Genomic DNA, 25,310 nt, shown 5'->3' on the forward strand with positions numbered 1-25,310 from the left:
GTTGGAGACAAGACCATGAGCATCGAATTTCTTGCCCCGGAAGTCGACGAGCTGACCCCACGCATCGCGGTGATCGGCGTCGGCGGCGCGGGCGGCAACGCCATCGCCAACATGATCCGTGCCGAAGTGCAGGGCGTCGATTTCCTCGTCGCGAACACCGACGCGCAGGCGCTCAAGCAATCGAGCGCGACGCAGCGGATCCAGCTCGGCGCGAAGATCACGCAAGGGCTGGGCGCGGGCAGCCGGCCGGAAATCGGCCGCGCCGCGGCGGAAGAGACGATCGATCAGCTCGCCAAGACGCTCGAGGGCAGCCACATGGTGTTTATCGCGGCCGGCATGGGCGGCGGCACGGGCACCGGGGCCGCCCCGGTGATCGCCAAGGCGGCGCGCGACATGGGCATCCTGACCGTCGGCGTGGTGACCAAGCCGTTCGCATTCGAAGGCAGCCGCCGCGCCAAGAGCGCCGAGGCCGGCATCGAGGAACTGCAGAAATACGTCGATACGCTGATCGTCATCCCGAACCAGAACCTGTTCCTGGTGGCGAACGCCAACACGACGTTCAAGGAAGCGTTCCAGATGGCGGACGAGGTCCTGCAGCAGGGCGTGCGCGGGATCACCGATCTGATGGTCATGCCCGGCCTGATCAACCTCGACTTCGCCGACGTCCGTTCCGTCATGCAGGAAATGGGCAAGGCGATGATGGGCACCGGCGAGGCATCAGGCGACAATCGCGCGATCGAGGCGGCGTCGATGGCGATCGCCAATCCGCTGCTCGACGGCGTGTCGATGAAGGGCGCCAAGGGCGTGATCGTCTCGATCACCGGCGGCGACGACATGCGCCTGCTCGAAGTCGACGAAGCCGCCAACCATATCCGCGAGCTGGTCGACGAAGACGCCAACATCATCTGGGGCTCGGCGTTCAACCCGGATCTCGAGGGCAAGATCCGCGTCTCGGTGGTCGCCACCGGTATAGAGGCCGTTGCGCGCGTCGAAGCGCCGGCACCGGCGACCCGCGCCTTCACCTTCGCCACCCCCAAGAAGGCGGAAGAGCCGGCCGCGGCGCCGACCCCCGCCCCGGAAGTGGTCGCTCCCCTCGTCGAGCCGATGCCGACGATGGAAGATGCGTCGGGCAATGTCGAAGCGGACGATGACGAACTGGTGCTCGGCAGCGATGCCGTGGCGCCGCCGGTGCGCGCACCGCTGACGTTCGGTGACGAGCCCGAAGCCAAGCCCGCGCAGGACGTGGCCGATGGCAGCCAGCGGCGCCGCTGGCTGTCGCCGGGCGCGCCGCAGGAAGAGGCTGCGCCCGAAGGCGCACCGGCGCCGATCGCACCGGCCCCGCGCGTCAAGCTGGGCGGCACACTGTTCGAGCGCATGTCCGGCGCGACCCGCGGCGCGGCGCGCGACGAGGAAACGACGGACAAGGATCCGCTCGATATCCCGCGTTTCCTGCATCGCCAGAACAATCAGTGAGGTGAGGCGGACGGGCGCCACCGGCTGGTCGCCGGTGCGCGTCGGTCCGTCGCGCCGGCGGGGCTCCGGACATTGCCGGTTCAGCTGTACAGGCGTCTAGCATCGATCCCGATGACCGTGTTCCGCTTTTCCCTTCTTACCGCTGCGGCGCTGGTCGCGCCGCTCGCGTTGGCCGGCGCGGCGCAGGCGCAGATCGTGTTCGTGCAGCCGGCGACGCCGGATGCCGATGCGCTGGCCGACGAGATGCGGCTGCTCGCCGCCAATCCGAGCAATGTGAACGCGATGGTGCGGGCGGGCGAACTGACGCTCAAGCTCGACGATTCGACCGCCGCTGCCGGCTTCTTCGCGCGCGCCGAGCGGATCGATCCCAGCAATCCCCGGATCAAGGCCGGCAAGGGCACGATCCTCGTCCAGGCCGGACGGCCGGGCGAGGCGCTCCGGCTGTTCGCCGAGGCCGAGGCGCTGCGCGGCGACGTGCGGCGCTTCGCCGCGGATCGCGGCCTGGCCTATGACCTGATCGGCGAGCAGGAGCGCGCGCAACGCGACTATCGGCTGGCGCTGAAGGACGGCCCGGTCGACGAGACGTTGCGGCGCTACGCGCTGTCGCTGGCCATTTCGGGCAAGCGCGACGAGGCGCTGGCGGTGATCGATCCGCTGCTGCGGCGCAGCGATCGTGGCGCCTGGCGGACGCGCGCGTTCATCCTGGCGATGACCGGCGACAGCAAGGGCGCGGAGCGGATTGCGGCCAGCATGATGCCGGGCGGGCTGAGCCAGGGGCTGCAGCCGTTCTTCGATCGCCTGCCCCGGCTGGGCGCGGTCGATCGCGCGTTCGCGGTGCATTTCGGCGAGGTGCGTGCCTCCCCGCAGCGGCTGGCGGATGCGCGGATGACGCCGCCGCTGCCGGTGCTGCTGCCCGAGCCGGGGCGGCCGGCGACCGCCGCTGCGCCGGTCGCACTGGCATCGGCACCCGCCAAGGAAGATCGCCGCGCCCGGCGCGAGCGCGAGAAGCGCGAGAAGCGGGACAAGCGCGCCCGGGCGACCATCCAGGTCGCCGTGGCGGCGCCGGTGCCGCTGCCGCAGCCGCCCGCCTATCGCGCGCCGATCGGACAGCCGAGCTATCAGGCGGCCTATAACCCGCCGCCGGCCAGCACGGCCTATCGCCCGGCGATGACCGCGGCGCCGGCATCGTCCGGCACCGCCGCCGCGGCCAGCCGGGTCGTGCCAGCGCAGCCGCTGCCGACGGTAACGCGCGCATCGACACAGACGACCCTGCCGCAGCCGTATCGCGGGGGAACGGCAGGCGGGGTGACACGGGGGGTGGCGCCGGCCGCGACGATCCGGACTGCCACGGTCAGCGACGCGCCGGTGCGCGCCGTCCCGCCGGCGGCCACGATCGCGCAGGTGGTGACGCCCCGGCCGGTGGTGGTCGAGGCGGGGCCGACTCCGGCACCGGTGCAGATCGCCACCGCGACGATCCCGGCGGCAACGGTGCCCGCGCGCGCGGCGCCGGCGACATCGTCGACGATCCCGGTGTCGCCGGCCACCACTACGTCGGCACCGCCCGCAGCGGGGCCCGCAGCGGCGCCCGTAGCGGTCGCGGTCGCGTCCGTGCCGGCGGCGGCGGTGCCGGCCGAAGTCGCGGCCGCCACGCCGGCGATCCTGCCGCCGATGCCCGGCCCGGCCAAGGGCGAGGATTCGATCCTTGCTAAGATCATCGCCAACATCACGGTGCCCGGATCCGAACTGGACGTCGCGCCGGTCGCGCCCGAACCGGCGCCTATTGCGGCGGCCGTGCCGGCCGCGCCATTGCCGGTCGCGGCGGCGCGCAGCGAGACCGCGGCGAGCGTGACGGTCGACCAGCGCGCGGCCGACCGGCTGGCCAATGAGAAGGCCGCGGCCGACGCGCAGAAACTTGCCGAGAAGAAGCTGGCGGACGCCAAGAAGGCGGCCGAGGCGAAGAAGCTGGCCGAGACCAAGAAACTGGCCGACGCCAAAAAGCTGGCCGAGGCCAAGAAGGCGGAAGAGCTCAAGAAGAAGAACGACCCCAAACTGCTCGAACCGGCGCGGATCTGGGTGCAGGTATCGGGCGGCGCGAACGAGGGCGACCTGGCCAAGGAATGGGCGCGCGTGCGCTCCAAGGCACCGCTCGCGTTCAAGGGCAAGGCGGGGTGGACGACGCCGCTGCGCGCGACCAACCGCGTGCTGGCCGGGCCGTTCAAGACCGATGCCGAGGCGCGCAGCTTCGTCAATGCGCTGTCGAAGGAGGGGCTGTCGGCGTTCACCTTCACCAGCGAGGCGGGGCAGAAGGTGTCGAAACTGGCCGGCAAGTAAGCGCTGTCGCCCAGGCGAGCCACCACCGGGCTTGTTCCGGGCTCTGCCGTGCCGCATGTGCACCCGCGCTAGTGTTTGCGGGGCGGTGGACCCCGGCACAAGTCCGGGGTGACGAATTTTGGTGAAGCGCGACACGCGGGCGAAAGAGACGAGGCTGCCGGCGCCCTGGGCGTCCGATCCGGCGCAAAGCCGGGGCCGGCTCCATCCGGAGGACAGCGATACGGTGCGCGGGCCGCGCGACGCGTTTCAGCGCGATCGCGACCGCATCGTCCATTCGATCAGCTTCCGCCGGTTGCGCCACAAGACGCAGGTGTTCCTGTCGCCCGATGGCGATCATTTCCGCGTCCGGCTGACGCACAGCCTGGAAGTCGCGCAGATCGGCCGCACGATCGCGCGCGCGCTGGGGCTGAACGAGGATCTGACCGAGGCGCTGTGCCTGGCGCACGATATCGGCCATCCGCCGTTCGGCCATGCCGGCGAGGATGCGCTGGAACAGGCGCTCGTCGGCCATGGCGGGTTCGATCACAACGGCAACACGCTGCGCGCGCTGATGCTGATCGATTCGCCCTATCCGCGCTGGACCGGGCTCAATCTCACCTGGGAAACGCTGGAGGGGCTGGCCAAGCATAACGGGCCGATCCATGCGCCGGGCTGGGCGCTGGCCGCGGCGGATGCGGCGTTTCCGCTCGAGCTGACCCGCTGGCCAAGCCTGGAGGCGCAGGTCGCGGCGATCGCCGACGATATCGCCTATGACAATCACGACATCGACGACGGCCTGCGCGCCGGCTTGCTCAGCGTGGAGCAGATCATGGCCGTGCCGGTGGTCGCGGAGGGCTGGGCGGCGACCTGCGCGCGCAACGCCGATGTCGCGCCCGCGCGGCTGGTCGGCGAGCTGATCCGCAGCCAGATCGGGCGGATGGTCAACGATGTGATCGCCGAGACCGAGGCGCGGCTGGCGGCGGCGCGGATCGAGACGGCGGCGGACGTGCGGGCAGCGGGGCAATTGGTCGGCTTCTCGGCCGAGATGCGCGAGGGCGAACGCGCGCTGAAACGCTTCATGTACGCCAATTTGTATCATCATCCGCGCCAGCTGGAGGCGGCGCAGGCCGCGCACGGCGTGGTCGCCGGGCTGTTCGGGGCGTATCGCGGCGATCCCGCGCTGATGCCCGGCGACTGGCGCGATCGGCTGCCGTCGCAGGAGCCCGAGCGCAGCCGGCATATCGCCGACTTCATCGCCGGGATGACGGATCGCTATGCCGTGACGCGCTATCGCGAGGCGGTCGGGCCGGTGGACCTGCCCGAGGGGTTCTAGGCTGGTCCAGCGCCGGCGCGTTCGGGTTGGGCTGGCCGCTGCAACACCGCCGTCATCCCGGACCTGATCCGGGATCCATCATGCCACACGGACGATCGCCAACGGGGCACGATGGATCCTGAATTGCGTTCAGGATGACAATGGTGAGGGGATCAGCGGGCGACGACCGGCGTGCCCGAGGCGGTGGCGGTGTCGGTCTCGAACGACACCGGCACGCCGCCGGCGAAGCCGCGCACATGGCTACCGCGGACGGTCAGCGAGAAATCGCGGCCCGAGGGATAGGCGCGGCCCGACAGCACGGTCTTATCGCCCTTGTCGGTCGAGGTGTAGACATAGGTCTGGCCATCGCGCGTGAAGCTGCGCTTGGGCGCGTCTTCGGCCGAGGCGGCGGTCGGGATGATGATGGCGGCGAGCAGCGCGGCAGTGAAAAACTTGGTCATCGGTCTGGTCCTTTCGATTCGTCGAAAGCCGGATCCAGCACCCTCGTCCTGTCGGTCGTATCTCTGTTTGTAGGCTCATCTTATTGCAGTGCAGCATAAAGCAAATCGCAAAGATTGCGCGGGCAGTTGCAGGAAACGCACGCAATAGCGCGGCGCCGGGAGACGCTCGCGGAATTCCCTTTCCGGGCGCATTGTTCTAAGCGCCCGCGCATGACGCTTTACACAAGGTTCGCCGCGCATCTCGATGCGGTACTCGATACGCTCGTCGCCGCGGGCGATCTGCCCGCCGGGCTCAACCGCACCCCGGTGACGGTGGAGCCGCCGCGCGACACGACGCATGGCGATCTCGCGACCAACGCGGCGATGGTGCTGGCCAAGCCGGCCGGCACCAATCCGCGCGCTTTGGCCGAGAAGATCGCCGCCAAACTGGGTGCGCTCGACGAGGTCGAGTCGGTGTCGGTCGCCGGCCCCGGGTTCATCAATCTCTCGCTGACCGAGGATACGTGGCGCGCCGAACTGTCGGCAATCACCGATGGCGGCGATGATTACGGCCGCTCGGCGCGCGGGCGCGGCACGACGGTGAACATCGAATATGTCTCGGCCAACCCGACCGGGCCGATGCATATGGGCCATTGCCGCGGCGCGGTGGTCGGCGACGCGCTGGCCAGCCTGCTCGAATTCGCCGGCAACACGGTGATCCGCGAATATTATGTCAACGATGCCGGCGGGCAGGTCGATACGCTCGCGCGTTCGGTTCACCTGCGGTATCGCGAGGCGCTGGGCGAGACGATCGAGATTCCGGAAGGCCTGTATCCGGGCGATTATCTCGTGCCGGTCGGGCAGGCGCTGGCGCAGGAATTCGGCGATCGTTACGTCGATGCGCCCGAATCCGAATGGCTCGTGCTGTTCCGCAAGAGCGCGGTCGCGGCGATGCTGGTGCTGATCAAGGCCGATCTCGCGTTGCTCGGCATCCATCACGACCTGTTCTCGTCGGAAGCCGAATTGCAGGCGGCGGGCAAGCCCGAGGAAGCCGAGAAGGAATTGCGGTCGCGCGACCTGATCTATGACGGCGTGCTCGAAGCGCCCAAGGGGCAGGAGCTCGAGGATTGGGAGCCGGTGGTGCTGCCGCTGTTCCGCTCGACGCAGTTCGGCGACGACCAGGATCGCCCGATCCGCAAGTCGAGCGGCGAATGGACCTATTTCGGCGCCGATCTCGCCTATCACTACCAGAAGGCACAGAGCGCGGATGCGCTGATCGACATCTGGGGCGCGGATCATGCCGGCACGGTGAAGCGCATCGTCGCGGCGGTGCAGGCGCTGACCGGCGGCAAGACCAAGTTCGACGTCAAGCTGGTGCAGATGGTGCGGCTGCTGCGCGGCGGCGAGCCGGTCAAGATGTCCAAGCGCTCGGGCAATTTCGTCACGCTCGCCGATGTCGTGAACGAGGTCGGCAAGGATGTCGTCCGTTTCACGATGCTGACGCGCAAGGCCGATGCGCAGATGGATTTCGATTTCGCCAAGGTGGTCGAGGCATCGAAGGACAATCCGGTCTTCTATGTGCAATATGCCCATGCCCGCATCGCCTCGCTGAAGCGCAAGGTGGCGGAGGCCGGGATCAGCTGCAAAACGATCGACCTGTCCCAGCTTGATACGCAGGACCTGGCGTTGGTGAAGCTCGCCGCACAGTTCCCGCGTGTCGTCGATACCGCCGCGCAGGCCCGGGAGCCGCACAGGATTGCCTTTTATCTCTACGACTTGGCGGCATCGCTCCACGCACTGTGGAATGCCGGCAAGGACGATCCGACGCGCCGCTTCCTGATTGCCGATAACGCGGCATTAACCTGCGCGCGGCTTTTCTTGGCCGACGCAATCGGGCAGGTTATCCGCAACGGGCTCGGCATCATGGGGGTGCAGGCGGTCCAGGAGATGTGACGATGGCTACCTCCGATTATGAGGTGCGCGACGAGGATCGGCTGCCATGGCTCGAAACCGTCGACGACGATTACGATGACGGCCCCAATATCGGTCGGATCGTGTTGCTCATCGGACTGGGCCTGGCGGTGATCGCCGCGGCGATCCTGGGCTATCAATATTGGCAGCGCGCACGCGCGTCCGACGGCAATGGCGACCTGATCGCCGCGCCGGAAGGCGATTACAAGGTGCGGCCGGACGAGCCCGGCGGGCTCAAGGTGCAGGGCGAAGGCGACAGCGCGATCGCGACCAGCGACGGCAGCGACACCGGCGACGCCCGGATCAACGTCGAGGCGGTGCCGGAGGCGCCGGTCGCCGGCACCAAGGCGAGCGGCACCACCGCCGGCAAGGACGGCAGCAACAAGGCGGTCGTCGCGGTGCCGGTGTCGGGCGGCAAGCTGACCGCAGCGCCGACCGGGCCGGGGCGACTGCCCGCCGCGGGCGGCGCCTCGGGCGGGGCGCTGGTCCAGCTCGGCTCGTTTGCCAGCGAAGGCGAGGCGAACAGCGCCTGGACGCGATCGTCCAAGCGTTTCGCCTATCTCGCGCCGCTCGGCAAATCGGTGCAGAAGGCCGAGGTCAACGGGCGCACGGTCTATCGGCTGCGCGTGAATGCGGGCAGCGCCGGGCAGGCGAGCGAATTGTGCGGCAAGCTCAAGGTGGCGGGCGAAGCCTGCTTCGTGGCGAGCAACTAGCGGCGCCGCAGCATCGTCGCCCCGGACCGGCGCCGGGGTGACGTCCTACCGCGCGGGCGGTAGGGACGGGGCGCAACTTAGCGAGCGCATATCATGATCCCCGTCATCTTCGGTCTTTCCGGACTTACCGTCACTGCCGCCGAACGCGCATTCTTCGCCGCGGTCGAGCCGGCGGGCTATATCCTGTTCAAACGCAACATCCAGGATCGCGCGCAGGTTCGCGCGCTGACCGACGATCTGCGCGCGATCGCCGGGCGCGACGATCTGGCGATCCTGATCGATCAGGAAGGCGGCCCGGTCGCGCGGATGCGGCCGCCGGAATGGCCGGCCTTCCCGGCCGGGCCGGCGTTCGACCGGCTCTACGAGACCGCACCGATTTCGGGCATCGAGGCGGCGCGGACCAATGCCGAGGCGATCGCGCTGACGCTGGCCGAGATCGGCATCACGGTCGATTGCCTGCCGCTGCTCGATGTCGCGCAAAGCGATACCACCGAGGCGATCGCAACGCGCGCGCTCGGGCACGAACCGATGCGCGTCGCGGCGATGGGCCGCGCGATCCTCGACGGGCTGCAGCGCGGCGGCGTGGTCGGCGTGGTCAAGCATATGCCGGGGCATGGTCGGGCGCAGGTCGATTCGCATCTGCTGTTGCCGCGCGTCGCGGCCTCGGAGGCCGAACTGGAGATCGATCTTGCCCCGTTCATTGCGCTCAAGGGCGCGGCGATGGGCATGACCTCGCATATCGTGTTCGAGGCGTGGGACGCCGACCGTCCGGCGACCTTGTCGCCGATCGTGATCGAGCAGATCATCCGCCAGCGCATCGGTTTCGACGGGCTGCTGATGACCGACGATATCGACATGAAGGCGCTGAGCGGCAGCGCGGGCGACAAGGCGGCGGGCGCGATCGCCGCGGGCTGCGACGTCGTGCTCGATTGCTGGGGCCGGATGGCCGAGATGGAGGATATTGCCGCGCGGCTGTCGCCGATATCCGCCGTGTCGCGCGCGCGGCTGGACCGCGCGATGGCGACGATCGCCGGCGTGCGCGGGCAGGGGGATCTGGCCGCGCTGATCGCCAAGCGGGATGCGCTGCTGGCGGTGGCCTAGTTTCACTTCCGCCCCGGGACGGGGAGGGGGACCGCTCAACTGAAGGCCCCGAGCGGTCCCTCTCCCCGTGCCGGGGCGGAGATGCTAGCATCCGCGTGAAATGACCGACGAAACCCTCAATCTGGACATCGACGGCTGGGAAGGCCCGCTCGATCTGCTGCTCGCGCTGGCGCGGCATCAGAAGGTCGATCTGCGCGAGATTTCGATCCTCGCCCTGGTCGACCAATATCTGCGCTTCATCGAGCAGGCGAAGGCGACGCTCGAAGTGGCGGCGGATTACCTGGTGATGGCGGCGTGGCTCGCCTATCTCAAATCGGCCTTGCTGCTGCCGCGCGATCCGACGGTGGAGCCCGATCCGGAGGAACTGGCGCTGCGGCTGCAGCTGCGGCTGGAACGGCTGAACGCGATGCGCGAGGGCGGGGCACGATTGATGGCGCGCGACCGGATCGGCCGCGACGTCTTTCCGCGCGGTGCGCCGGAAGGTCTGCGCACCGTGCGCCGGTCATTGTGGCAGGCGGAACTTTACGATCTGATCGCCGCCTATGGCCGGATCACCGCGCGCACCCGCCCGGTGATGCACGTCGTCGCCGATCGCCATGTGATGACGCTGGAGGCGGCGCTGGAGCGTGTGTCGCGGCTGCTCGGCATGACGGTCGAATGGGGCGTGATCGAAAGTTTCCTGCCGGAGACCGAGAGCGCTGCGTTTCGCAAATCGGCGCTCGCCTCGAGCTTCGTCGCGGCACTGGAGCTGGCGCGCCAGGGCCGGGTCGAGCTGCGGCAGAAGACTCCGTTCGCGCCGCTCTATCTACGGGCACCGGCATGACCGCGCTCGATACGGTGCAGCGCGCGGTAGAGGCGGTGCTGTTCGCTGCGAGCGAACCGATGAGTGCCGACGCGATCGCCACGCATCTGAACGGCGCGCCCGGCATCGGCGCGGCGTTGCAGGCGGTGCAGGCGGCCTATGCCGGGCGCGGCATCGAGCTGGTGCGGCGCGGCGAGCGCTGGCATTTCCAGACCGCCCCCGATCTGGCGCACCTGCTGCGGCGCGATCGCGAGGAGCCGCGCAAGCTGAGCCGTGCCGGGATCGAGACGCTGGCGATCATCGCCTATCACGAGCCGGCGACCCGCGCCGAGATCGAGGCGATCCGCGGCGTGCAGATCAGCAAGGGCACGATCGACGTGCTGATGGAGGCGGGCTGGGTGCGCCCGGCGGGGCGGCGCGAGGTGCCGGGCCGGCCGCTGCTCTATGCCACCACGCCTGACTTCCTGGCCCATTTCGGGCTCGCCAGCCGCCGCGATCTGCCCGGGCTGGACGATCTAAAGGCGGCCGGATTGCTCGATCCGGTCGACCTCGCCTTCGATCAATTGGAGGCGAACGACGGCGATGATGAGACGGAGGTAGAAAGCGCGGGCGAACAGGACTAGATGGGGGCCGAAATCAGGAGATTCTGTGATGGGTAGCCTTAGTATCTGGCATTGGCTGGTAGTCGGTGTGATTGTCATGCTCCTGTTCGGCAAGGGACGGTTTTCGGACATGATGGGCGATGTCGCCAAGGGTCTGAAGAGCTTCAAGAAGGGCATGGCCGAGGAAGAGGACGAGCGGCCGGTAACGCCGCCGTCGCGGATCGACGCCAAGCCCGCCGCCGATCCCGCGTTCGACCGCGATGGCGAGAAGCTGCGCGAAGAGCGCCCCTAAGCCCCCGGTGCGCTGCGCGCATCGCGGTCTTTTCCGTCCTGTTTGAACGATAGGCATTCATGTTCGACGTCGCGCCTACCGAATTATTGCTCGTCGCGATCGTCGCGTTGGTCGTGATCGGCCCCAAGGACCTGCCGAAGGCGATGCGCTTCGTGGGGTATTGGGTCGGTCGCGCGCGTGGGGTGATGCGCCAGTTCCGCTCCGGCTTCGACAGCATGGTCCGCGAGGCCGAGCTCGAGGAAATGGAAAAGAAGTGGGCGGCGGAGAATGCGCGCATCATGAGCGAACATCCCGCGCCCAAGCAGCTGTCGTCGGGCGAGGCACCGGCGACGGTGATCGAGCATGACGGTGTTGCCCAGGGCGGGGCCGCGCCGGACGGGGCCGCGCATGGCGAGATCGATGACAGCGACGCGCCGCCGGTGATGGTCGAGCAGCCGGGCTTCGCGCCCGATCCGCCGCGGCCCTTGCCGGTGCCGGCGGCACCCACCTTGGGAACGATCGAGCAATCGGCGCCGCAGTTGGCGTTCGATGAACCGGTCGCCGAGGCGAGCATCACCGAATCCGGCGAAGGCGCCCCGCCGCCGGTGAAGAAGCCGCGCAAGCGCAAGGCGGCATCGTGAGCGACGTACCCGAAAGCGAGATCGATGCCTCGCGCGCGCCGTTGCTCGATCACCTGATCGAGCTGCGCCGCCGCTTGCTGTATTGCGCGGTCGCGCTGGCGATCACCTTCGCCTTCTCCTTCTATTTCTCGCGCCCGATCTTCGGCTTTCTGGTGCATCCGCTGGTGATGGCGGGGCAGAAGACGATCATCTCGACCGAGGTGTTCAGTGCGTTTTTCGTGCAGATCAAGGTGGCGTTCTTCGCCGCGATGATGCTGTCCTTCCCGGTCATCGCCAATCAATTGTGGCAGTTCGTCGCGCCCGGCCTGTACCGGCAGGAAAAGCGCGCGCTGCTGCCGTTCCTGCTCGCGACACCGGTGCTGTTTCTGCTCGGCGCGAGCTTGGCCTATTTCATCGCCGTGCCGATGGCGCTGCACTTCCTGCTGTCGTTCCAGGGCGATCTCGGCGGGATCAAGCAGGAGACGCTGCCGACGGTGACGAGCTATCTGTCGTTCGTGATGCAGTTCCTGTTCGCGTTCGGCCTGTCGTTCCTGCTGCCGGTGCTGCTGATGCTGCTCGAGCGCGCCGGGATCGTCTCGCGCGCGCAACTGGTCAGCGCGCGGCGCTATGCCATCGTCGGTGCGTTCGCGATCGCCGCGGTGCTGACGCCGCCGGACATCGGCTCGCAGCTGCTGCTCGCGGTGCCGCTGGTCATGCTCTATGAAATGGCGCTGATCGGGATCTGGTTCACCGAACGCAAGCGCGCCAAGATCGCGGCCGAGGCCGGCGAAACCGCCTGAGGCCCGCGGGCGGCCCGATCGCCCTCTCGATAATGCGAATGCAATAGCGGTCGCCGCGGGCGGCTGCTGGTCGCTATGGCATGAAAAAGGCCCCCTCCCGGTAGGGAGAGGGCCTTCGCGCGATCCGGGCGTGCCGGACCGGCTTACTTGGCGTCGTCGGCCGTCTTGGCGACGGTGCTGCCTGCCGACGAGACGTCCTTGCCGGCGCCTTCGATCGTGTTGCAGGCGCTAACCAACAGTGCTGCCGTCACGACGGCCAATCCCATGATCTTGCGCATAATAGTCTCCCAATTGAAAAGGCGTGGTGCCACCGTGCAAATGCGCGACGTGCGCGTATCGTTCCGGTTGGCGATCAATCTATGTGAAGAAATGATTGGGCCCGGAAACGCCTCCGGGGGGGGAGGTAGGCGTTTCCGGGCCCATGGTATGGATAGCGAGAGCGGGGGGGCATAAGGTCGCTATCCGAACAATAAAACGGCCTTCGCGCTGTTCGGTTCCCGGGATTTTCGCTGCGAGCGCACAAAAATCGAAAAATTTGCGACGCTGCGTCTCGGTCAGTCGCGGCCGGTGATGGCGACCGAAATTTCGTAGGCGCCGATCAGCGGATCGTGATGCAGTTTCGAGCGGAGCTGGCGGGACAGGCCCTCCATCACGCGGCCGTAACGCTCGCCGACAACCTGGCGCAGCACATCGCCCTCGATCAGCGCGGGCGAACTGATGCGGACCGTGGCGCGCTCGGCCACGTCGCTCGGCTTGACCGAAATGCGGATCTGCGCACCGGGATTACAGCTCATCGCCAGTTCGACGATCTCGGTCAGCAGGAAGGCGATGGCGGTGGCGATATCCTGGTTGACCAGGAACGGCTCGACATCGAGCACGATGCCGAGGCTGTTGGCTCCTTCCGGGGCAGTGGCGCGAATGTTCGAGGCGAGTTCGCCGACCACCGAGCGGAGCGAAAGCCCGCGATGCTCCTCCATCTCGGCGAAATGGTGGCGGTGGACCACGGCGAGCGCATCGACGCGGCGCTGGATCCCGGCATAGGCGGCGGTCGCCTCGACCGACTTGGCGCCGCGCGCATGGAAATTGATCAGGCTGGAGATGACCTGCAGATTGTTCTTCACGCGGTGATGCACCTCGCGGGTCAGGCGCGTCTGGCGCACCAGGCCATCGGCCAGGCCCGCCTCATGCTCGGCCACGGTGCGCGTGATGGTGCGGAACGTATCACCCAGTTCGCGGATCTCCTGTGCGGGCAGCGCGCGAACCTCGGCCGGATCGATGATCTCGCCCGGGACATAGGCCGCCACGCTGCTGCGCAGCTTGCGCAAGGGGCGGATGAGCAGGCGATCGACGACGAACCAGCCGATGCTGGCGGCGGCGGCCCACATCAGGATCGGCAGCAGCATCGCGATCAGCAGCGGCGAGGTGATCGGCAGGCTGCGGATCGTCATGCGCAGCGACAGATTGCCGATGCCGAGATCGGCACGCTGCGCCTCGCGCCGTTCGAGCGCGGTGCGCGGCGGCAGCGGCACCAGCGTCAGCGAATCCTCCCCGGCGGCGAGCTCGGCCTGATAGTCGGGGGTGAAGCCGCTCGGCTGGCCGATCGCGGCGAGGAAGGGGATCGGGAAGAAGGCGCTGGCGCTGGTCGCGCCGCGGCTGCCGCGGATCGCCAGCACCAAGCCGCGATCGGGCACGATGCGCGCGGTGATCGGGCTGACCAGGGCGGCCGGCTTGATCATCATCGATTGGGGCAGTGCGGTGCCGCAGAGCACGCGGCGCTCGGCATCGACGATCGCGAACCGCGTGCCGCTTGCCGATTGCTGCGCGAACACGCCCTGCGCGCGGGCGCAGCTCGGGGCGTCGCCGGGATCGGCCTCTAGGGCGTTGAGGGCGACACGCAATGCGGTCATGTCGCCGACCAGCTCGATCGCCAGACGCCGGCCACTCTCGGAGGTGGCGACGCCGAGGCGCGCGCGGGCATCCTCATCGGCATTCTGCGTGCTTTTCAGCGTCGCGAAGAAGCCGATCACGGCGAGCGGCAATAGTGCCGCACTCAGAATCAGGAAAATCTTGGCGCCCGTGGGTATCTGCTTCAGCATCGCCAGGGGGCGATTGAGCCGCGGGACGGCGCCGCCGTCGTCGGGGTCGGTCACGATATCGCGGTCATTTCATCAATCTAGTTTGCCCAAGAGGTCCAGCATTTCGCTGGGAATGCTTTCCTCGACCGTCTTCTGATACACGGTGCGCAGCGCGGCGCCCATGTCGCGGTCCTTATTCTGGACCTTGGCATTCTGCACCTTCGCCCCCGGCACGTTCTTGCTCGCCTTGCCTGCCGAATTATCGCCCGATTGCAATGCCGTGCCCCTTGCAGCGTCCGGCGCGGGCCGGGTCCTTAGAATCAAACAAACGCCGACATTGCCAAGCGTTCACTCATAACGACCGGAAACGGAAGACGGCACCGATCCGCCTCGCGTAAATTGCGTGACGACAGCATGAAACCAAATAGCGCGCCGATTGTTCCACATGCGATGCGAAAAAGTCCGGCCCCTGGCTGATGCTTCGAAACGCATTGCATTGGCGCCGGCCGGCTTTCACAAGGACGGCGCTATTTTCATGTCAGGAGACCCCGACAGCCATGTCGCTTGGACAGCAGCTTGCCCCCCATCTTCCCTTTCTGCGCCGTTATGGCCGCGCCCTTACCGGCAGCCAGACGCATGGTGACCGCTATGTCCGCGCCACGCTGGAGGCGCTCGTCGCCGCGCCAGACGAATTCCCCAAGGAGGTCGATCCACGACTCGGCCTATACCGCATGTTCCAGGCGATCTGGAGCTCGACCAATTACGACGAGACGCCGGAGAATTCCGGTGCGAGCGACGGCGACGATCAGGAATCGATCGCGCGTGCCCGGCTCGCGCGGATGACGCCGCTGTCGCGTCAGGCGCTGTTGCTGACCGCGATGGAAGGCTTCACGCCGGAAGACACCGCCTATCTGATCGACGTGGATCATTCCGAAGTCGACAGCCTGGTCGCCGAAGCGCTGGCCGAGATTGAGAAGCAGACCCGCGCCCGCGTGCTGATCATCGAGGACGAGCCGATCATCGCCATGGATATCGAGACGATCGTGCGCGATCTTGGCCATGACGTGACGGGCGTCGCCGTGACGCGCGACGAAGCGCTCGCGCTGGCGATGGAGGATCGCCCGGGCCTGGTGCTCGCCGACATCCAGCTGGCGGACGATTCGTCGGGCATCGATGCGGTGAAGGACATCCTGGCCGAATTCAGCGTGCCGGTGATCTTCATCACTGCCTTCCCGGAACGCCTGCTGACCGGCGAGCGGCCCGAGCCGACCTTCCTGATCACCAAGCCGTTCCAGCGCTCGACCGTCAAGGCGGCGATCAGCCAGGCCTTGTTCTTCGATTCGGCAACGGTACCGCAGCTCTGACAATCGGGGTCCGTATCGACAAAAGTTCCCACTGATACGGACCCAAAACGTTTTTGACGGGTTTGGCTTTCCATGACTGACCCGAACGAAAAAATCCGTATGTCCGGCGATGAAGCGCGCGCAGGCGCCACGCCCGGCATGACCCGCTACATTCTCGGCATCTCGCTGGTGCTCGTCATCGTCATCTTCGCGTATCTCTTCTACGCGGGTTGATCCGGGCGATACGCGAGGCGTCCGCTGGCAATTGGCTGGCCCCTTACCTATGTTAGTGACCAGCGAGGCGAATAGCGGGTGGCAATGATTGATTCCGAAACGAGCGACGACGAAACCGGCCAGGAAGTCGTGGTCGAGCATGTCGCGCTGTCCGATCCGGAGTTCAAGAAAGAGCTCGCGCAGGTCATTCCGCATCTGCGCGCGTTCGGCCGGTCGCTTTCGGGCAATCGCGACCTGGCCGACGATCTGGTGCAGGAAACGCTGATGAAGGCCTGGGCCGCGCGTCAGCGCTTCCAGGCCGGCACCAATATGCGCGCCTGGACCTTCATCATTTTGCGCAACCTCTATCTCAGCCAGATGCGCCGTGCGCGCTTCAAGGGCGAATGGGACGATCTGGTGGCGGACAAGATCCTTGCCGCCCCGGCGAGCCAGGATCGCCATGTCGAGCTCGGCGACATGCAACGGGCCTTGCTGCACCTGCCGCAGCCGCAGCGCGAGGCGCTGATCCTGGTCGGCGCGGGTGGCTTTGCCTATGAAGAAGCGGCCGAGATTTGCGGCGTGGCCGTCGGCACGATCAAGAGCCGTGTCGCGCGTGGCCGCGTCGCGCTGGAGACGATCCTCGGCGATGGTTCGCTGCCGTCGCGGCGCACGCACAGCAACGAGCCCGGCATGACGGCGCTTGATACGATCATGGGCGAAGTGGAAAGTCTCAGCCGCGATCGCGGCTGAGGCGACTACCGGCGCGTCGGCGCGACGCGATCGAGCGCGCGCAACAGCTCAAGCATATCCGCCGGGACGCCGCGTGGTTCGTCATAGGCCCGGTGCAGCGCGCCGCTCAACATGTCGCCCGCACGCGGCGCGGCGACGCGAAAACCGCTGCTGCATGCCTGGTGGCGCATAGTATCGACCGAGTGGGACATGCTAGCTAAACGAACATTTGTTGGTTTTGTTGCTTCGAATATCTTGACATCTTTTTCGGCGGGAGCGGGCGAATGACGAAATCTGTCTTCGACTCGCGCCTTGTTGACGCCGTTGCGCGGGCGACGGCACATGCACCGTTCCTGGCGATGATCCTGTCGCGCGAACCCGAGATTGCCGAGCAGCTGCGTGCGGGCATCCTGCCGCCGCTCGAGTCGCTCGCAATCGACGATCCGGCGATGCCGCCGGGGCGACGGCTGCGGCTCGAGCGGCGGCGGCTGGCGCTGCTCGTCGCGATCGGCGATCTCGCCGGCCTGCTCGACCTGACCGCGGTGACCGGCGCACTCAGCGACTTCGCCGATCGCGCGCTCGAGACCGCGATCCGCACTGCGATCCACGAGCGCACGCCGGATGCCGCGCCCACCGGCTTCACCGCGATCGCGCTGGGCAAGCAGGGCAGCCACGAGCTTAATTATTCCTCCGATATCGATCCGATCCTGCTGTTCGATCCCGCGACCCTGCCGCGCCGCGCGCGGGAGGAGCCACAGGAAGCCGCGGTGCGCATCGCCAAGCGCGTGGTCGAATTGCTGCAGGCGCGCGACGGCGATGGCTATGTGCTGCGGGTCGATCTGCGCCTCAGGCCATCGCCCGAGGCGACACCTGCGGCACTGCCGGTCGAGGCGGCGATCGGTTATTACGAATCGCAGGCGCTGCCGTGGGAGCGCGCCGCGTTCATCCGCGCGCGCGCCGCGGCGGGCGACATCGCGCTGGGGCAGGGCTTTCTCGATACGATCCGGCCGTTCGTGTGGCGCCGCGCGCTCGATTTCGGCGCGATCGGCGAGATTCGCGGCATTTCGCGCCGGATCCGCGATCATCACGCGCAGGGCCAGGCGTTCGGCCCCGGCTTCGATCTCAAGCGCGGTCGCGGCGGTATCCGCGAGGTCGAGTTCTTCGCGCAGATCCACCAGCTAATCCATGGCGGGCGCGATCCGGCGTTGCGCGCGCCGGCGACGCGCGACGCGCTCGGCGCGCTCGCCGCGGGCGGCTGGATCGACCCCGACGAGGCGCGGTCGCTGTCGGCGAGCTATACGGCGCTGCGCACGATCGAGCACCGCGTGCAGATGATCGACGATCGCCAGACGCATGCCCTGCCGGTCGGCGATGCGCTCGATTCCGTGGCCCGTCTGCATGGCCTGGATCGGGGCGACGAGCTGCTCGATCTGCTCCGCCCGCATGTCACCGCCACGGCGCGGATCTACGATGCGATCGAGCCCGACGAGGGCGACGCGCTGTCGCACGATCGCACGCGGCTTGCCGCCCAGCTCGCCGCCGCCGGCTTTGCCGATACGACCGGCGCGGTGCAGCGCGTCGAACAATGGCGTGGCGGCAGCTATGCCGCGCTGCGCAGCCCGGCCGCTCTCGCTGCACTGGAGGCGGTGCTGCCGGCGCTGATCGAGGCGCTTGGCACCGCACCCGATCCGCATGCCGCGATCCTCCGGCTCGATGCGATGCTGTCACGCCTGCCCAGCGCGATCAATTTCCTGCGCCTGCTCGAGGCCCGGCCGGCGCTGGCGCGGCTGCTCGGCGCGATCCTGAGCCATGCCGCGCCGCTGGCCGAGGCGCTCGGGCAGCGCGCCTCGCTGCTCGACGGGTTGATCGACGCCACCGCGCTCGACGCGGTCGGATCGATCGACGAGCTCGCCGGCGAAATGGCGGACGATGGGGATTACCAGGCGCAGCTCGACCACGTGCGCAAGATCGTCGGCGAGAAGCGCTTCGCGCTCGGCGCACAGATCGTCGCCGGCGCGAGCGACCCGCTGGAAGTGTCGGCCGGCTATGCCCGCGTCGCCGAGGCGGCGATCCACGTGCTCGCGCACGCCACGATCGAGGAATTCGCGCTCAAGCATGGCCGGGTGCCCGGGAGCGAGCTGGTCGTGCTGGCGCTCGGCCGGATGGGTGGCGGCGCGCTGACTCATGCCTCGGATCTCGATCTGATCTATCTGTTCACCGGCGATTTCGCGGCCGAATCGGACGGCGCCAAGCCGCTCGGCGCGGTGCTCTACTACAACCGGCTGGCGCAGCGGCTCACCGCCGCGCTGTCCGTCGCCACCGCCGCCGGGCCGCTGTACGAAGTCGATACGCGGCTGCGCCCGTCCGGCACGCAGGGGCCGCTCAGCGTCTCGCTGGACGGCTTTGCGCGCTACCAGCGCGAGAGCGCCTGGACCTGGGAGCATATGGCGCTGACCCGGGCGCGCGTCGTGTTCGGATCGCCCGACGCGGCCGCCGCGACGATGGCGGTGATTGCGGCGGTGCTTGGCGGCGATCGCCCGGACCGCGACATCATCGCCGATGCGATCAAGATGCGCGCCGAGATGGCGGCGCACAAGCCGCCGACCGGGCCGCTCGACGCCAAGCTGTCGCCCGGCGGTCTGGTCGATCTGGAATTTGCCGTGCATGTCGCCCAGCTGGTGCATCGCACCGGGTTCGACGCCAATCTCGGCCGCGCTGTCGAGGCGCTGGTCGCCGCCGGCCACGCGCCGCCCGGCATGCGCGCGGCACATGATCTGCTTACGCGGCTGATCGTCACATTGCGGCTGGTGGCGCCCGACGCGCAATTCCCCGAGCCGACCACGCAGGCGCTGATCGCGCGGGCGATCGGGCTGCCGGGCTGGCCCGAAACGCTTGCTGCACTCACCCGGACGCGGCAGGAAGTGATGCAATTCTGGCATGATATCGGAGGCAGGCATGGCGATTGAAGAGGGTGCAGCGCTGCCCGACGTGACAGTGACGGCACCGGACGGCACGCCGCTCCACCTGCGCGATTATGCCGGCCGGCCGGTGGTGATCTATTTCTATCCCAAGGACGACACGCCGGGATGCACGCGCGAAGCGCAGGAATTCGGTGAAGCGCTGCCGGCGTTCGATGCGCTCGGTTGTGCGCTGCTCGGCATCTCGCAGGACAAGCCAGCCAAGCACCAGAAGTTCATCGCCAAATACGACCTCGCCGTGCCGCTCGCTTCGGACGAGGACGGCACCGTCCTGGCCGCCTTCGGCACCTGGATCGAGAAGCAGCTCTACGGCAAAACCTATATGGGCATCGATCGCTCGACCTTCCTGTTCGATGCCGACGGGAACCTGGTGCGCAGCTGGCGCAAGGTGCGCGTGCCGGGGCATGTCGCGCAGGTGCTCGACGCGGTCCGCGCGCTCTGAGAAAAAAGCCAATCGGATCAACGGAATCGCCGCGAAACGCGAAAGCGGCGATGTCGTTCCCTACAAATTGCCGGTCGATCGGTCGACGAATCAACGACTCGCCGCGCGACTCCGGCATTTGACCGCGAGAACGCGGTCTCGCCCTTGCCCTGGTAAGACACCGTGGGTCAGAACGGACTGGTCAGGAGCGCGGAGGGGCTGCGATCGTGACAGTTCAGGGGCGGGCGCCGGAATTTCCGGTTTCCAAAGCAAGATCGCCGGGGACTTGATGACGAAGATTTCAACTGCGCGCGTCGCGGACAAGGTTGCACGGGTCCGCACGTGGTTTGTTACCCGGGACTTCATTTTCCATGACGGTCGCGCGCTGCGCCGTTTCAGCATCGCCGGCCGCACGCAGGCGGTCGCCGCCAGCGCCGCCGCGGTAGTGATGTGCTTTTCCGCTTATGGCGTTGCCCAGGCCGCGGTGGGGGCCGCATCGCTGACCGGCATCGTCGAGGCGCCGCTCTCGCCCGAAACCAAGATCGAGCAGATGCAGGCCAAGGTCGCCGCAATGCAGGCCGATGTCGCCAAGATCCGTACCGTCGCCCAGGCGCACGCCGCGCGTGTCGAGCAGCGCCAGGCGCTGATCTCGGCGGTGGTGACCGGCAAGGGCGATGCCGCCGCGATCACCGCGGCCGCTGCGCCGATCGATGCGCAGGACACCAAGCTCGCCGCCAGCGTGATCGCCCCGCTGCAGAAGATCGAACGCCGCCAGGTCGCGCTTGCCGTGCAGGCCCGGCTGATCGGCGAACAGCGCCTGGCCATGACCGTCAAGCATGTCCGCGGCCTCGGCATCGCGCCATCGCGCGTCGCGGCCCGCGTGCCGGCGATGGGCGGTCCGTTCGAGGCCGCCGACGCGGCCACGACGACCACCGAGGCACAGGCCGATCTGCAATTCCGCTCGCTGTTCATGACCTGGAAGAAGCTCGATTCGCTCGAGCAGGGCGTGATCGCGATCCCGTCGGTCCAGCCGGTCGAGCATATGAGCTTCACGAGCAATTTCGGTGTCCGCTCGGATCCGTTCCGCGGCACTGCGGCGATGCATGCCGGGGTCGATATTCCCGGCCCGGTCGGCACACCGATCTACGCGACGGCGGATGGCACGATCGGCCGCGCCGAACGCTCGGGCGGCTATGGCAATCTCGTCGAGATCAACCACGGCAAGGGCATCCAGACGCGCTACGGCCATCTCTCCAAGATCCTCGTCGCGCCGATGGCGCGCGTGAAGCGTGGCCAGTTGATCGCGCTGATGGGCTCGACCGGCCGGTCGACCGGCCCGCACCTGCATTACGAAGTGCGCATCGACGGTCATGCGGTCAGCCCCGTGCCGTTCCTGCAGACCGCCGACTATCTTGCCGGCGTGCAGGATCGTGCGGCGCGCATGACGCCCGTCGCCATCGGCGGCCCGGCACCGGCGACGGATTGATCCGCCGCGCGGCGGATCATTGCGGGCAGGGGCTTCCCGGTCCGCGCGGTTGCCGTTGGCGCCGCGACCGCCTATCTCCAGCGCATGGCCACCATCGCACACGCTGAAGTTACCCTGACCCCGTCCGCCGCCGCGCGCGTCGCGGCGATCGCGGCGCGGCAGGGCAAGCCTGCCATTCTCCGGCTCGCGGTCGATGGCGGCGGCTGTTCCGGCTTCCAGTACAAGTTCGAGCTCGCCGAGACGATCGCCGACGACGATGCCGTCGCCGAAACCGATGCCGCCCGGCTGGTGGTCGATTCGATCAGCCTCGATCTCGTGCGTGGCTGCGCGGTGGACTATGTGGAGTCGCTCGGCGGCGCGGCGTTCAAGGTCGAGAATCCCAATGCCGCGTCGGGTTGCGGCTGCGGCTCCAGCTTCTCGGTCTGACCGTCCCGGTGAAAATCGTCAGCTTCAATATCAACGGCATCAAGGCGCGCCTGCCGCGCCTGATCGAATATCTCACCGAGCAGCAGCCGGACGTGGTGTGCCTGCAGGAGCTCAAGACCAGCGACGAGACTTTCCCGATCGATGATATCCGCGCCGCCGGCTATGGCGCGCTGTGGCATGGCCAGAAAAGCTGGAACGGGGTTGCGATCCTCGCCAAGGGCAGCGATCCTATCGAGCGCCAGCGCGGGCTGGAGGGCGAGATCGAGGACGAACATAGCCGCTATCTCGAAGCCGAGATCGATGGCCTGATCGTCGCCTCGATCTACCTGCCGAACGGCAACCCGCAGCCGGGGCCGAAGTTCGACTACAAGTTGCGCTGGATCGAGCGGCTGTCGGCGCGGGCGCGCACGCTGCTGACCGAGGAGCGGCCGGTGGTGCTGGCCGGCGACTACAACGTGATCCCCAATGACGACGACACCTTTTCGGTGCGCGCGATGGCCAGCGACGCGCTGATGCAGCCGGAGAGCCGTGAAGGGTATCGCCGGCTGGTTGCGCAGGGCTGGACCGATGCGTTGCGCACGCGCTTCCCCAAGGGCGGCGTGTGGACCTTCTGGGACTATCAGGCGGGCGCGTGGCAGCGTGATGCCGGGTTCCGCATCGATCATCTGCTACTCTCGCCGATCGCCGCCGACCGGCTGGTCGATGCCGGCGTCGACAAGGAGTATCGCGGCCGTGAAAAAGCCAGCGATCACGCCCCCACCTGGGTCCGTCTCCGCTAGGAAATCACCATGACGCTGCGCCTGATGCTCGCCGACCTGATCCTGTCGGCGATGGTTGCGGCGCCCGCTCTGGCCGAGGAGCGCGATTATTGTCCTTCGCGCCCAGGGCTCGGCACGACGCCGTGTACCATCGCGCCCGGCAAGGTTTCGCTCGAAACCGCGTTGGCCGACTGGACGCGAGACGACAATGCGGACGAGCGCGAGGACACGATCCTGTTCGGCGACACACAATTACGCTTTGGCGTAACGGATACGCTCGAGCTGCAGGCCGGCTGGACGCCGTTCGGCCAGGTGCGCACGCGTGACAAGGCGGCGGGCGGGGTGGAACGGGCGGCGCGCGTCGGGGATGCCTATCTCGGTTTCAAGGCCAATGTGGCGAGCCCGGACGGCAGCGGCTTTTCCGCCGCCGTTTCGTCGTTCGCGACCGTGCCGGTCGGTCGCGCGCCGGTCGGTGCCGGTGACTGGGGCGCGGGGCTGCTCGTCCCGCTGAGCTACGATCTGAGCGATACGTTCAACCTGCAGTTCACGCCTGAAATCGACGCTGCGGTCGATGCCGACGGCCATGGCCGCCATCTTGCCTATAGCGGCGTCGCCGGTCTCGGGATCAAGCTCAACGACCAGCTCAGCACCACGCTCGAAGTGCAGCTGAGCCGCGACCGCGATCCGGCGGAGAAGACGCATCAGGCGCTCGCCGGCCTGTCGCTCGGCTATATGCTGGGTGACGACCTGCAGCTCGATTGCGGTGCCAATGCCGGGCTCGATCGCGCCGCACCCGACATCCAGCTCTATCTCGGCGTGTCGCGCCGCTTCTGATCCGCCGAGGATTGGCGCGTCATGCCAACAGATCGCGTTTAATACCGCATCACGAAAGCTATAATCTCGCTAAGTCATTGGAAATGCTATCCTCAGGTGTTTGGCATGCATAATGCACTAACACAGTCACGATCGGCAGAAACGCGCGATCGGATGGAGGATATTATGATCAAGACCGTCGTCATCGCGCTCTCGGGCGCGCTCATCGCCGCTGCAACGCCGGCCTTCGCCGACGCCGCTCGCCCCAGCGCGGACACCACCACCGCCCAAATCGCCACCACGAAGGAAGCCCCCAAGCAGGCGGCGGTGTCGTCCAAGCAGCGCTACTGCGTCACCGATACGCTCACCGGTTCGCGCCTGCCGGTCAAATCATGCCAGACGCGTGACGAGTGGCTCAAGCAGGGCTTCGATCCGCTCGCCAAGCACTGAGCCGGCGGAACGCCCGCGGCGCGATCCGCGCCGCGGGCCGGTCCGTCACAGCTCCTTGGCGTAGATCTCGTACTTCTTGTTGATCTCGCAATTGATGATCTCGGCGATCGATCGCATCCCCTGATTGTCGTCGAGGATCCAGCCGATCTCGCCGCGGGTCGCGCCATAATTGGCGACCGCCGCCTGGCGGATATATTCGATCATCATCAGCGCCAGCTGGCTCGCCATGCGCGACGATTGCAGGTGCTTGACCACGCCCATCAGCGGGACGCGCATCGTCTTCACCTTGGGCGCGCGCAGCCACCACAGCAGTTTCGCCCAGCCGAACGGCAGCAGATTGCCGTTGAGCGGCGCGATCGCCTCGTTCAGGTCGGGCAGCGTGATCATGAACGCGACCGGCTCGCCATCCACCTCGGCGATGCGGATCAGATCCTCGAACACGATCGGCTTCAGCTTCTTGCCGACATCGGCGATCTCGGGCGGGGTGAGCGGCACGAAGCCCCAATTGTCCGACCAGGCATCGTTGAGGATATCGAGGATGATCTTCGCCTCCTGATCGAACTTCGACTTGTCGACGTTGCGGATGCGGATGCGCGGGTTCTTCTCGCCGGCGGCGATGATCCGTCCGCAGATCGGCGGGAAGGTCTTCGTGATGTCGAGCTCGTAGGTGTAGAGCGTCTTCACCCCGGCATAGCCGGCGGATTCGATCCATTCCTGATAGTGCGGCTTGTGATGCCCCATCATCACCGTGGGCGGGTGATCGTGCCCTTCGACCAGCAGGCCCGGTTCCTCCCAGATCGACAGGCTGATCGGCCCCAGCGCGCGCGTCATGTCCTTTCCGCGCAGCCAGCCCTCGGCGGTATTGATCAGCGCGTGCGCGGTATTGCGGTCCTCGGCCTCGAGCATCCCCCAGCAGCCGACGCCGGGCCCGAAGCCCTGTTCCGGCGGCAGCGTCAGCGCCAGCGTATCGATATGCGCCGAGATCCGGCCGACCACCGTGTCGCCGCGGGTCGCGATAAACAGCTGCCCCTCGGCATGGCTGAACCAGCCATTCTTCTTGGGATCGATCTTCTCCGCTTCCTCCTGCTTCAGCGGCGGCACCCAATTGGGGTCGTCGGCATTCAGGCGATAGGGCAGGGCGATGAACGCCTTGCGATCGGCCTTCGTATCGGCGGGACGGATGGAGAGCGGGGGATTGGCCAC

General features: G+C 67.5%; 27 protein-coding genes. 21 read left to right on the forward strand and 6 right to left on the reverse strand.

Annotated elements, in window-relative coordinates:
- Positions 1-15: 15 nt before the first annotated feature.
- From ftsZ to NV401_RS00370, 3 genes are all read left to right on the forward strand, one after another.
- A complete protein-coding gene (ftsZ, locus tag NV401_RS00360; protein ID WP_261292398.1) occupies positions 16-1,473 on the forward strand; it encodes a cell division protein FtsZ in 1,458 nt (485 codons plus the stop codon).
- Between the two features lie 111 nt (positions 1,474-1,584).
- The gene (locus tag NV401_RS00365; RefSeq protein WP_261292399.1) at positions 1,585-3,804 is read left to right on the forward strand and encodes an SPOR domain-containing protein; all 2,220 of its coding nucleotides are present in this window, start codon (positions 1,585-1,587) and stop codon (positions 3,802-3,804) included.
- Positions 3,805-3,922: 118 nt separating this feature from the next.
- The gene (locus NV401_RS00370) at positions 3,923-5,116 is read left to right on the forward strand and encodes a deoxyguanosinetriphosphate triphosphohydrolase (protein ID WP_261292400.1); all 1,194 of its coding nucleotides are present in this window, start codon (positions 3,923-3,925) and stop codon (positions 5,114-5,116) included.
- Between the two features lie 152 nt (positions 5,117-5,268).
- On the opposite strand, the gene NV401_RS00375 is transcribed toward NV401_RS00370, so the two are convergent.
- Positions 5,269-5,556 carry a hypothetical protein gene (locus tag NV401_RS00375; RefSeq protein ID WP_261292401.1) on the reverse strand — a complete coding sequence of 96 codons (288 nt, stop codon included), beginning with the start codon at positions 5,554-5,556 and terminating at the stop codon, positions 5,269-5,271.
- A gap of 210 nt (positions 5,557-5,766) precedes the next feature.
- Here NV401_RS00375 and argS point away from each other — a divergent pair, with 210 nt between their 5' ends.
- The 8 genes from argS to tatC all read left to right on the forward strand — a co-directional run bounded on the left by argS (position 5,767) and on the right by tatC (position 12,415).
- On the forward strand, positions 5,767-7,488 hold the full coding sequence (argS, locus tag NV401_RS00380) for an arginine--tRNA ligase (RefSeq protein ID WP_261292402.1): 1,722 nt from the start codon (positions 5,767-5,769) through the stop codon (positions 7,486-7,488).
- 2 nt (positions 7,489-7,490) lie between these two features.
- Positions 7,491-8,219: an SPOR domain-containing protein gene (locus NV401_RS00385; RefSeq protein WP_261292403.1), complete on the forward strand. Its 729-nt coding sequence runs from the start codon at positions 7,491-7,493 to the stop codon at positions 8,217-8,219.
- A gap of 93 nt (positions 8,220-8,312) precedes the next feature.
- Positions 8,313-9,320 (forward strand): glycoside hydrolase family 3 N-terminal domain-containing protein, encoded by a 1,008-nt coding sequence (locus tag NV401_RS00390; RefSeq protein WP_261292404.1) that lies wholly within the window; start codon positions 8,313-8,315, stop codon positions 9,318-9,320.
- A 100-nt stretch (positions 9,321-9,420) separates the two neighbouring features.
- Positions 9,421-10,143 (forward strand): segregation and condensation protein A, encoded by a 723-nt coding sequence (locus NV401_RS00395; protein WP_261292405.1) that lies wholly within the window; start codon positions 9,421-9,423, stop codon positions 10,141-10,143.
- Positions 10,140-10,745, forward strand: coding sequence for an SMC-Scp complex subunit ScpB (gene scpB / locus NV401_RS00400; protein WP_261292406.1), 606 nt, complete (start codon positions 10,140-10,142; stop codon positions 10,743-10,745). The genes NV401_RS00395 and scpB overlap by 4 nt, the downstream gene beginning before the upstream one ends.
- Positions 10,746-10,773: 28 nt before the next feature.
- Positions 10,774-11,016: a twin-arginine translocase TatA/TatE family subunit gene (locus tag NV401_RS00405; RefSeq protein ID WP_261292407.1), complete on the forward strand. Its 243-nt coding sequence runs from the start codon at positions 10,774-10,776 to the stop codon at positions 11,014-11,016.
- 59 nt (positions 11,017-11,075) lie between these two features.
- Complete coding sequence (tatB, locus tag NV401_RS00410) at positions 11,076-11,636, forward strand: Sec-independent protein translocase protein TatB (RefSeq protein WP_261292408.1); 561 nt, start codon at positions 11,076-11,078, stop codon at positions 11,634-11,636.
- Positions 11,633-12,415 (forward strand): twin-arginine translocase subunit TatC, encoded by a 783-nt coding sequence (gene tatC, locus NV401_RS00415; RefSeq protein WP_261292409.1) that lies wholly within the window; start codon positions 11,633-11,635, stop codon positions 12,413-12,415. Before tatB ends, tatC begins: the two co-directional genes overlap by 4 nt.
- Before the next feature lie 143 nt (positions 12,416-12,558).
- Here tatC and NV401_RS00420 read toward each other — a convergent pair whose 3' ends face one another.
- From NV401_RS00420 to NV401_RS00430, 3 genes are all read right to left on the reverse strand, one after another.
- Positions 12,559-12,693, reverse strand: a complete 135-nt coding sequence (locus tag NV401_RS00420; RefSeq protein ID WP_261292410.1) for an entericidin A/B family lipoprotein — start codon at positions 12,691-12,693, stop codon at positions 12,559-12,561.
- A gap of 276 nt (positions 12,694-12,969) precedes the next feature.
- Positions 12,970-14,511: a sensor histidine kinase gene (locus tag NV401_RS00425; protein WP_261293046.1), complete on the reverse strand. Its 1,542-nt coding sequence runs from the start codon at positions 14,509-14,511 to the stop codon at positions 12,970-12,972.
- Between the two features lie 72 nt (positions 14,512-14,583).
- On the reverse strand, positions 14,584-14,766 hold the full coding sequence (locus NV401_RS00430; protein ID WP_261292411.1) for a NepR family anti-sigma factor: 183 nt from the start codon (positions 14,764-14,766) through the stop codon (positions 14,584-14,586).
- Positions 14,767-15,047: 281 nt separating this feature from the next.
- Between NV401_RS00430 and NV401_RS00435 the strand changes: the two genes are divergently transcribed.
- From NV401_RS00435 to NV401_RS00445, 3 genes are all read left to right on the forward strand, one after another.
- On the forward strand, positions 15,048-15,854 hold the full coding sequence (locus tag NV401_RS00435) for a response regulator (protein ID WP_261292412.1): 807 nt from the start codon (positions 15,048-15,050) through the stop codon (positions 15,852-15,854).
- A gap of 72 nt (positions 15,855-15,926) precedes the next feature.
- Complete coding sequence (locus NV401_RS00440) at positions 15,927-16,067, forward strand: hypothetical protein (RefSeq protein ID WP_261292413.1); 141 nt, start codon at positions 15,927-15,929, stop codon at positions 16,065-16,067.
- Positions 16,068-16,151: 84 nt separating this feature from the next.
- Positions 16,152-16,796, forward strand: a complete 645-nt coding sequence (locus tag NV401_RS00445) for a sigma-70 family RNA polymerase sigma factor (RefSeq protein WP_261292414.1) — start codon at positions 16,152-16,154, stop codon at positions 16,794-16,796.
- A gap of 5 nt (positions 16,797-16,801) precedes the next feature.
- Here NV401_RS00445 and NV401_RS00450 read toward each other — a convergent pair whose 3' ends face one another.
- Positions 16,802-16,987: a hypothetical protein gene (locus tag NV401_RS00450; protein WP_261292415.1), complete on the reverse strand. Its 186-nt coding sequence runs from the start codon at positions 16,985-16,987 to the stop codon at positions 16,802-16,804.
- Between the two features lie 72 nt (positions 16,988-17,059).
- On the opposite strand from NV401_RS00450, the gene NV401_RS00455 reads away from it, so the two are divergent.
- From NV401_RS00455 to NV401_RS00485, 7 genes are all read left to right on the forward strand, one after another.
- On the forward strand, positions 17,060-19,741 hold the full coding sequence (locus tag NV401_RS00455) for a [protein-PII] uridylyltransferase family protein (protein WP_261292416.1): 2,682 nt from the start codon (positions 17,060-17,062) through the stop codon (positions 19,739-19,741).
- Positions 19,731-20,195, forward strand: coding sequence for a peroxiredoxin (locus NV401_RS00460; RefSeq protein ID WP_261292417.1), 465 nt, complete (start codon positions 19,731-19,733; stop codon positions 20,193-20,195). The genes NV401_RS00455 and NV401_RS00460 overlap by 11 nt, the downstream gene beginning before the upstream one ends.
- Positions 20,196-20,463: 268 nt before the next feature.
- On the forward strand, positions 20,464-21,660 hold the full coding sequence (locus NV401_RS00465; RefSeq protein WP_261292418.1) for a M23 family metallopeptidase: 1,197 nt from the start codon (positions 20,464-20,466) through the stop codon (positions 21,658-21,660).
- Between the two features lie 84 nt (positions 21,661-21,744).
- Positions 21,745-22,086 (forward strand): iron-sulfur cluster insertion protein ErpA, encoded by a 342-nt coding sequence (gene erpA, locus NV401_RS00470; RefSeq protein WP_261292419.1) that lies wholly within the window; start codon positions 21,745-21,747, stop codon positions 22,084-22,086.
- 8 nt (positions 22,087-22,094) lie between these two features.
- The gene (xth, locus tag NV401_RS00475; protein ID WP_261292420.1) at positions 22,095-22,865 is read left to right on the forward strand and encodes an exodeoxyribonuclease III; all 771 of its coding nucleotides are present in this window, start codon (positions 22,095-22,097) and stop codon (positions 22,863-22,865) included.
- A gap of 9 nt (positions 22,866-22,874) precedes the next feature.
- Positions 22,875-23,678, forward strand: a complete 804-nt coding sequence (locus NV401_RS00480) for a transporter (protein WP_261292421.1) — start codon at positions 22,875-22,877, stop codon at positions 23,676-23,678.
- Positions 23,679-23,843: 165 nt separating this feature from the next.
- Entirely contained in the window at positions 23,844-24,107 is a 264-nt protein-coding gene (locus tag NV401_RS00485; protein WP_261292422.1) for a hypothetical protein, read from the forward strand.
- 45 nt (positions 24,108-24,152) lie between these two features.
- Here NV401_RS00485 and NV401_RS00490 read toward each other — a convergent pair whose 3' ends face one another.
- A complete protein-coding gene (locus NV401_RS00490; RefSeq protein WP_261292423.1) occupies positions 24,153-25,310 on the reverse strand; it encodes an N-acetyltransferase in 1,158 nt (385 codons plus the stop codon).

This window comes from Sphingomonas hylomeconis, from assembly GCF_025370105.1.
GTDB lineage: Bacteria > Pseudomonadota > Alphaproteobacteria > Sphingomonadales > Sphingomonadaceae > Sphingomonas > Sphingomonas hylomeconis.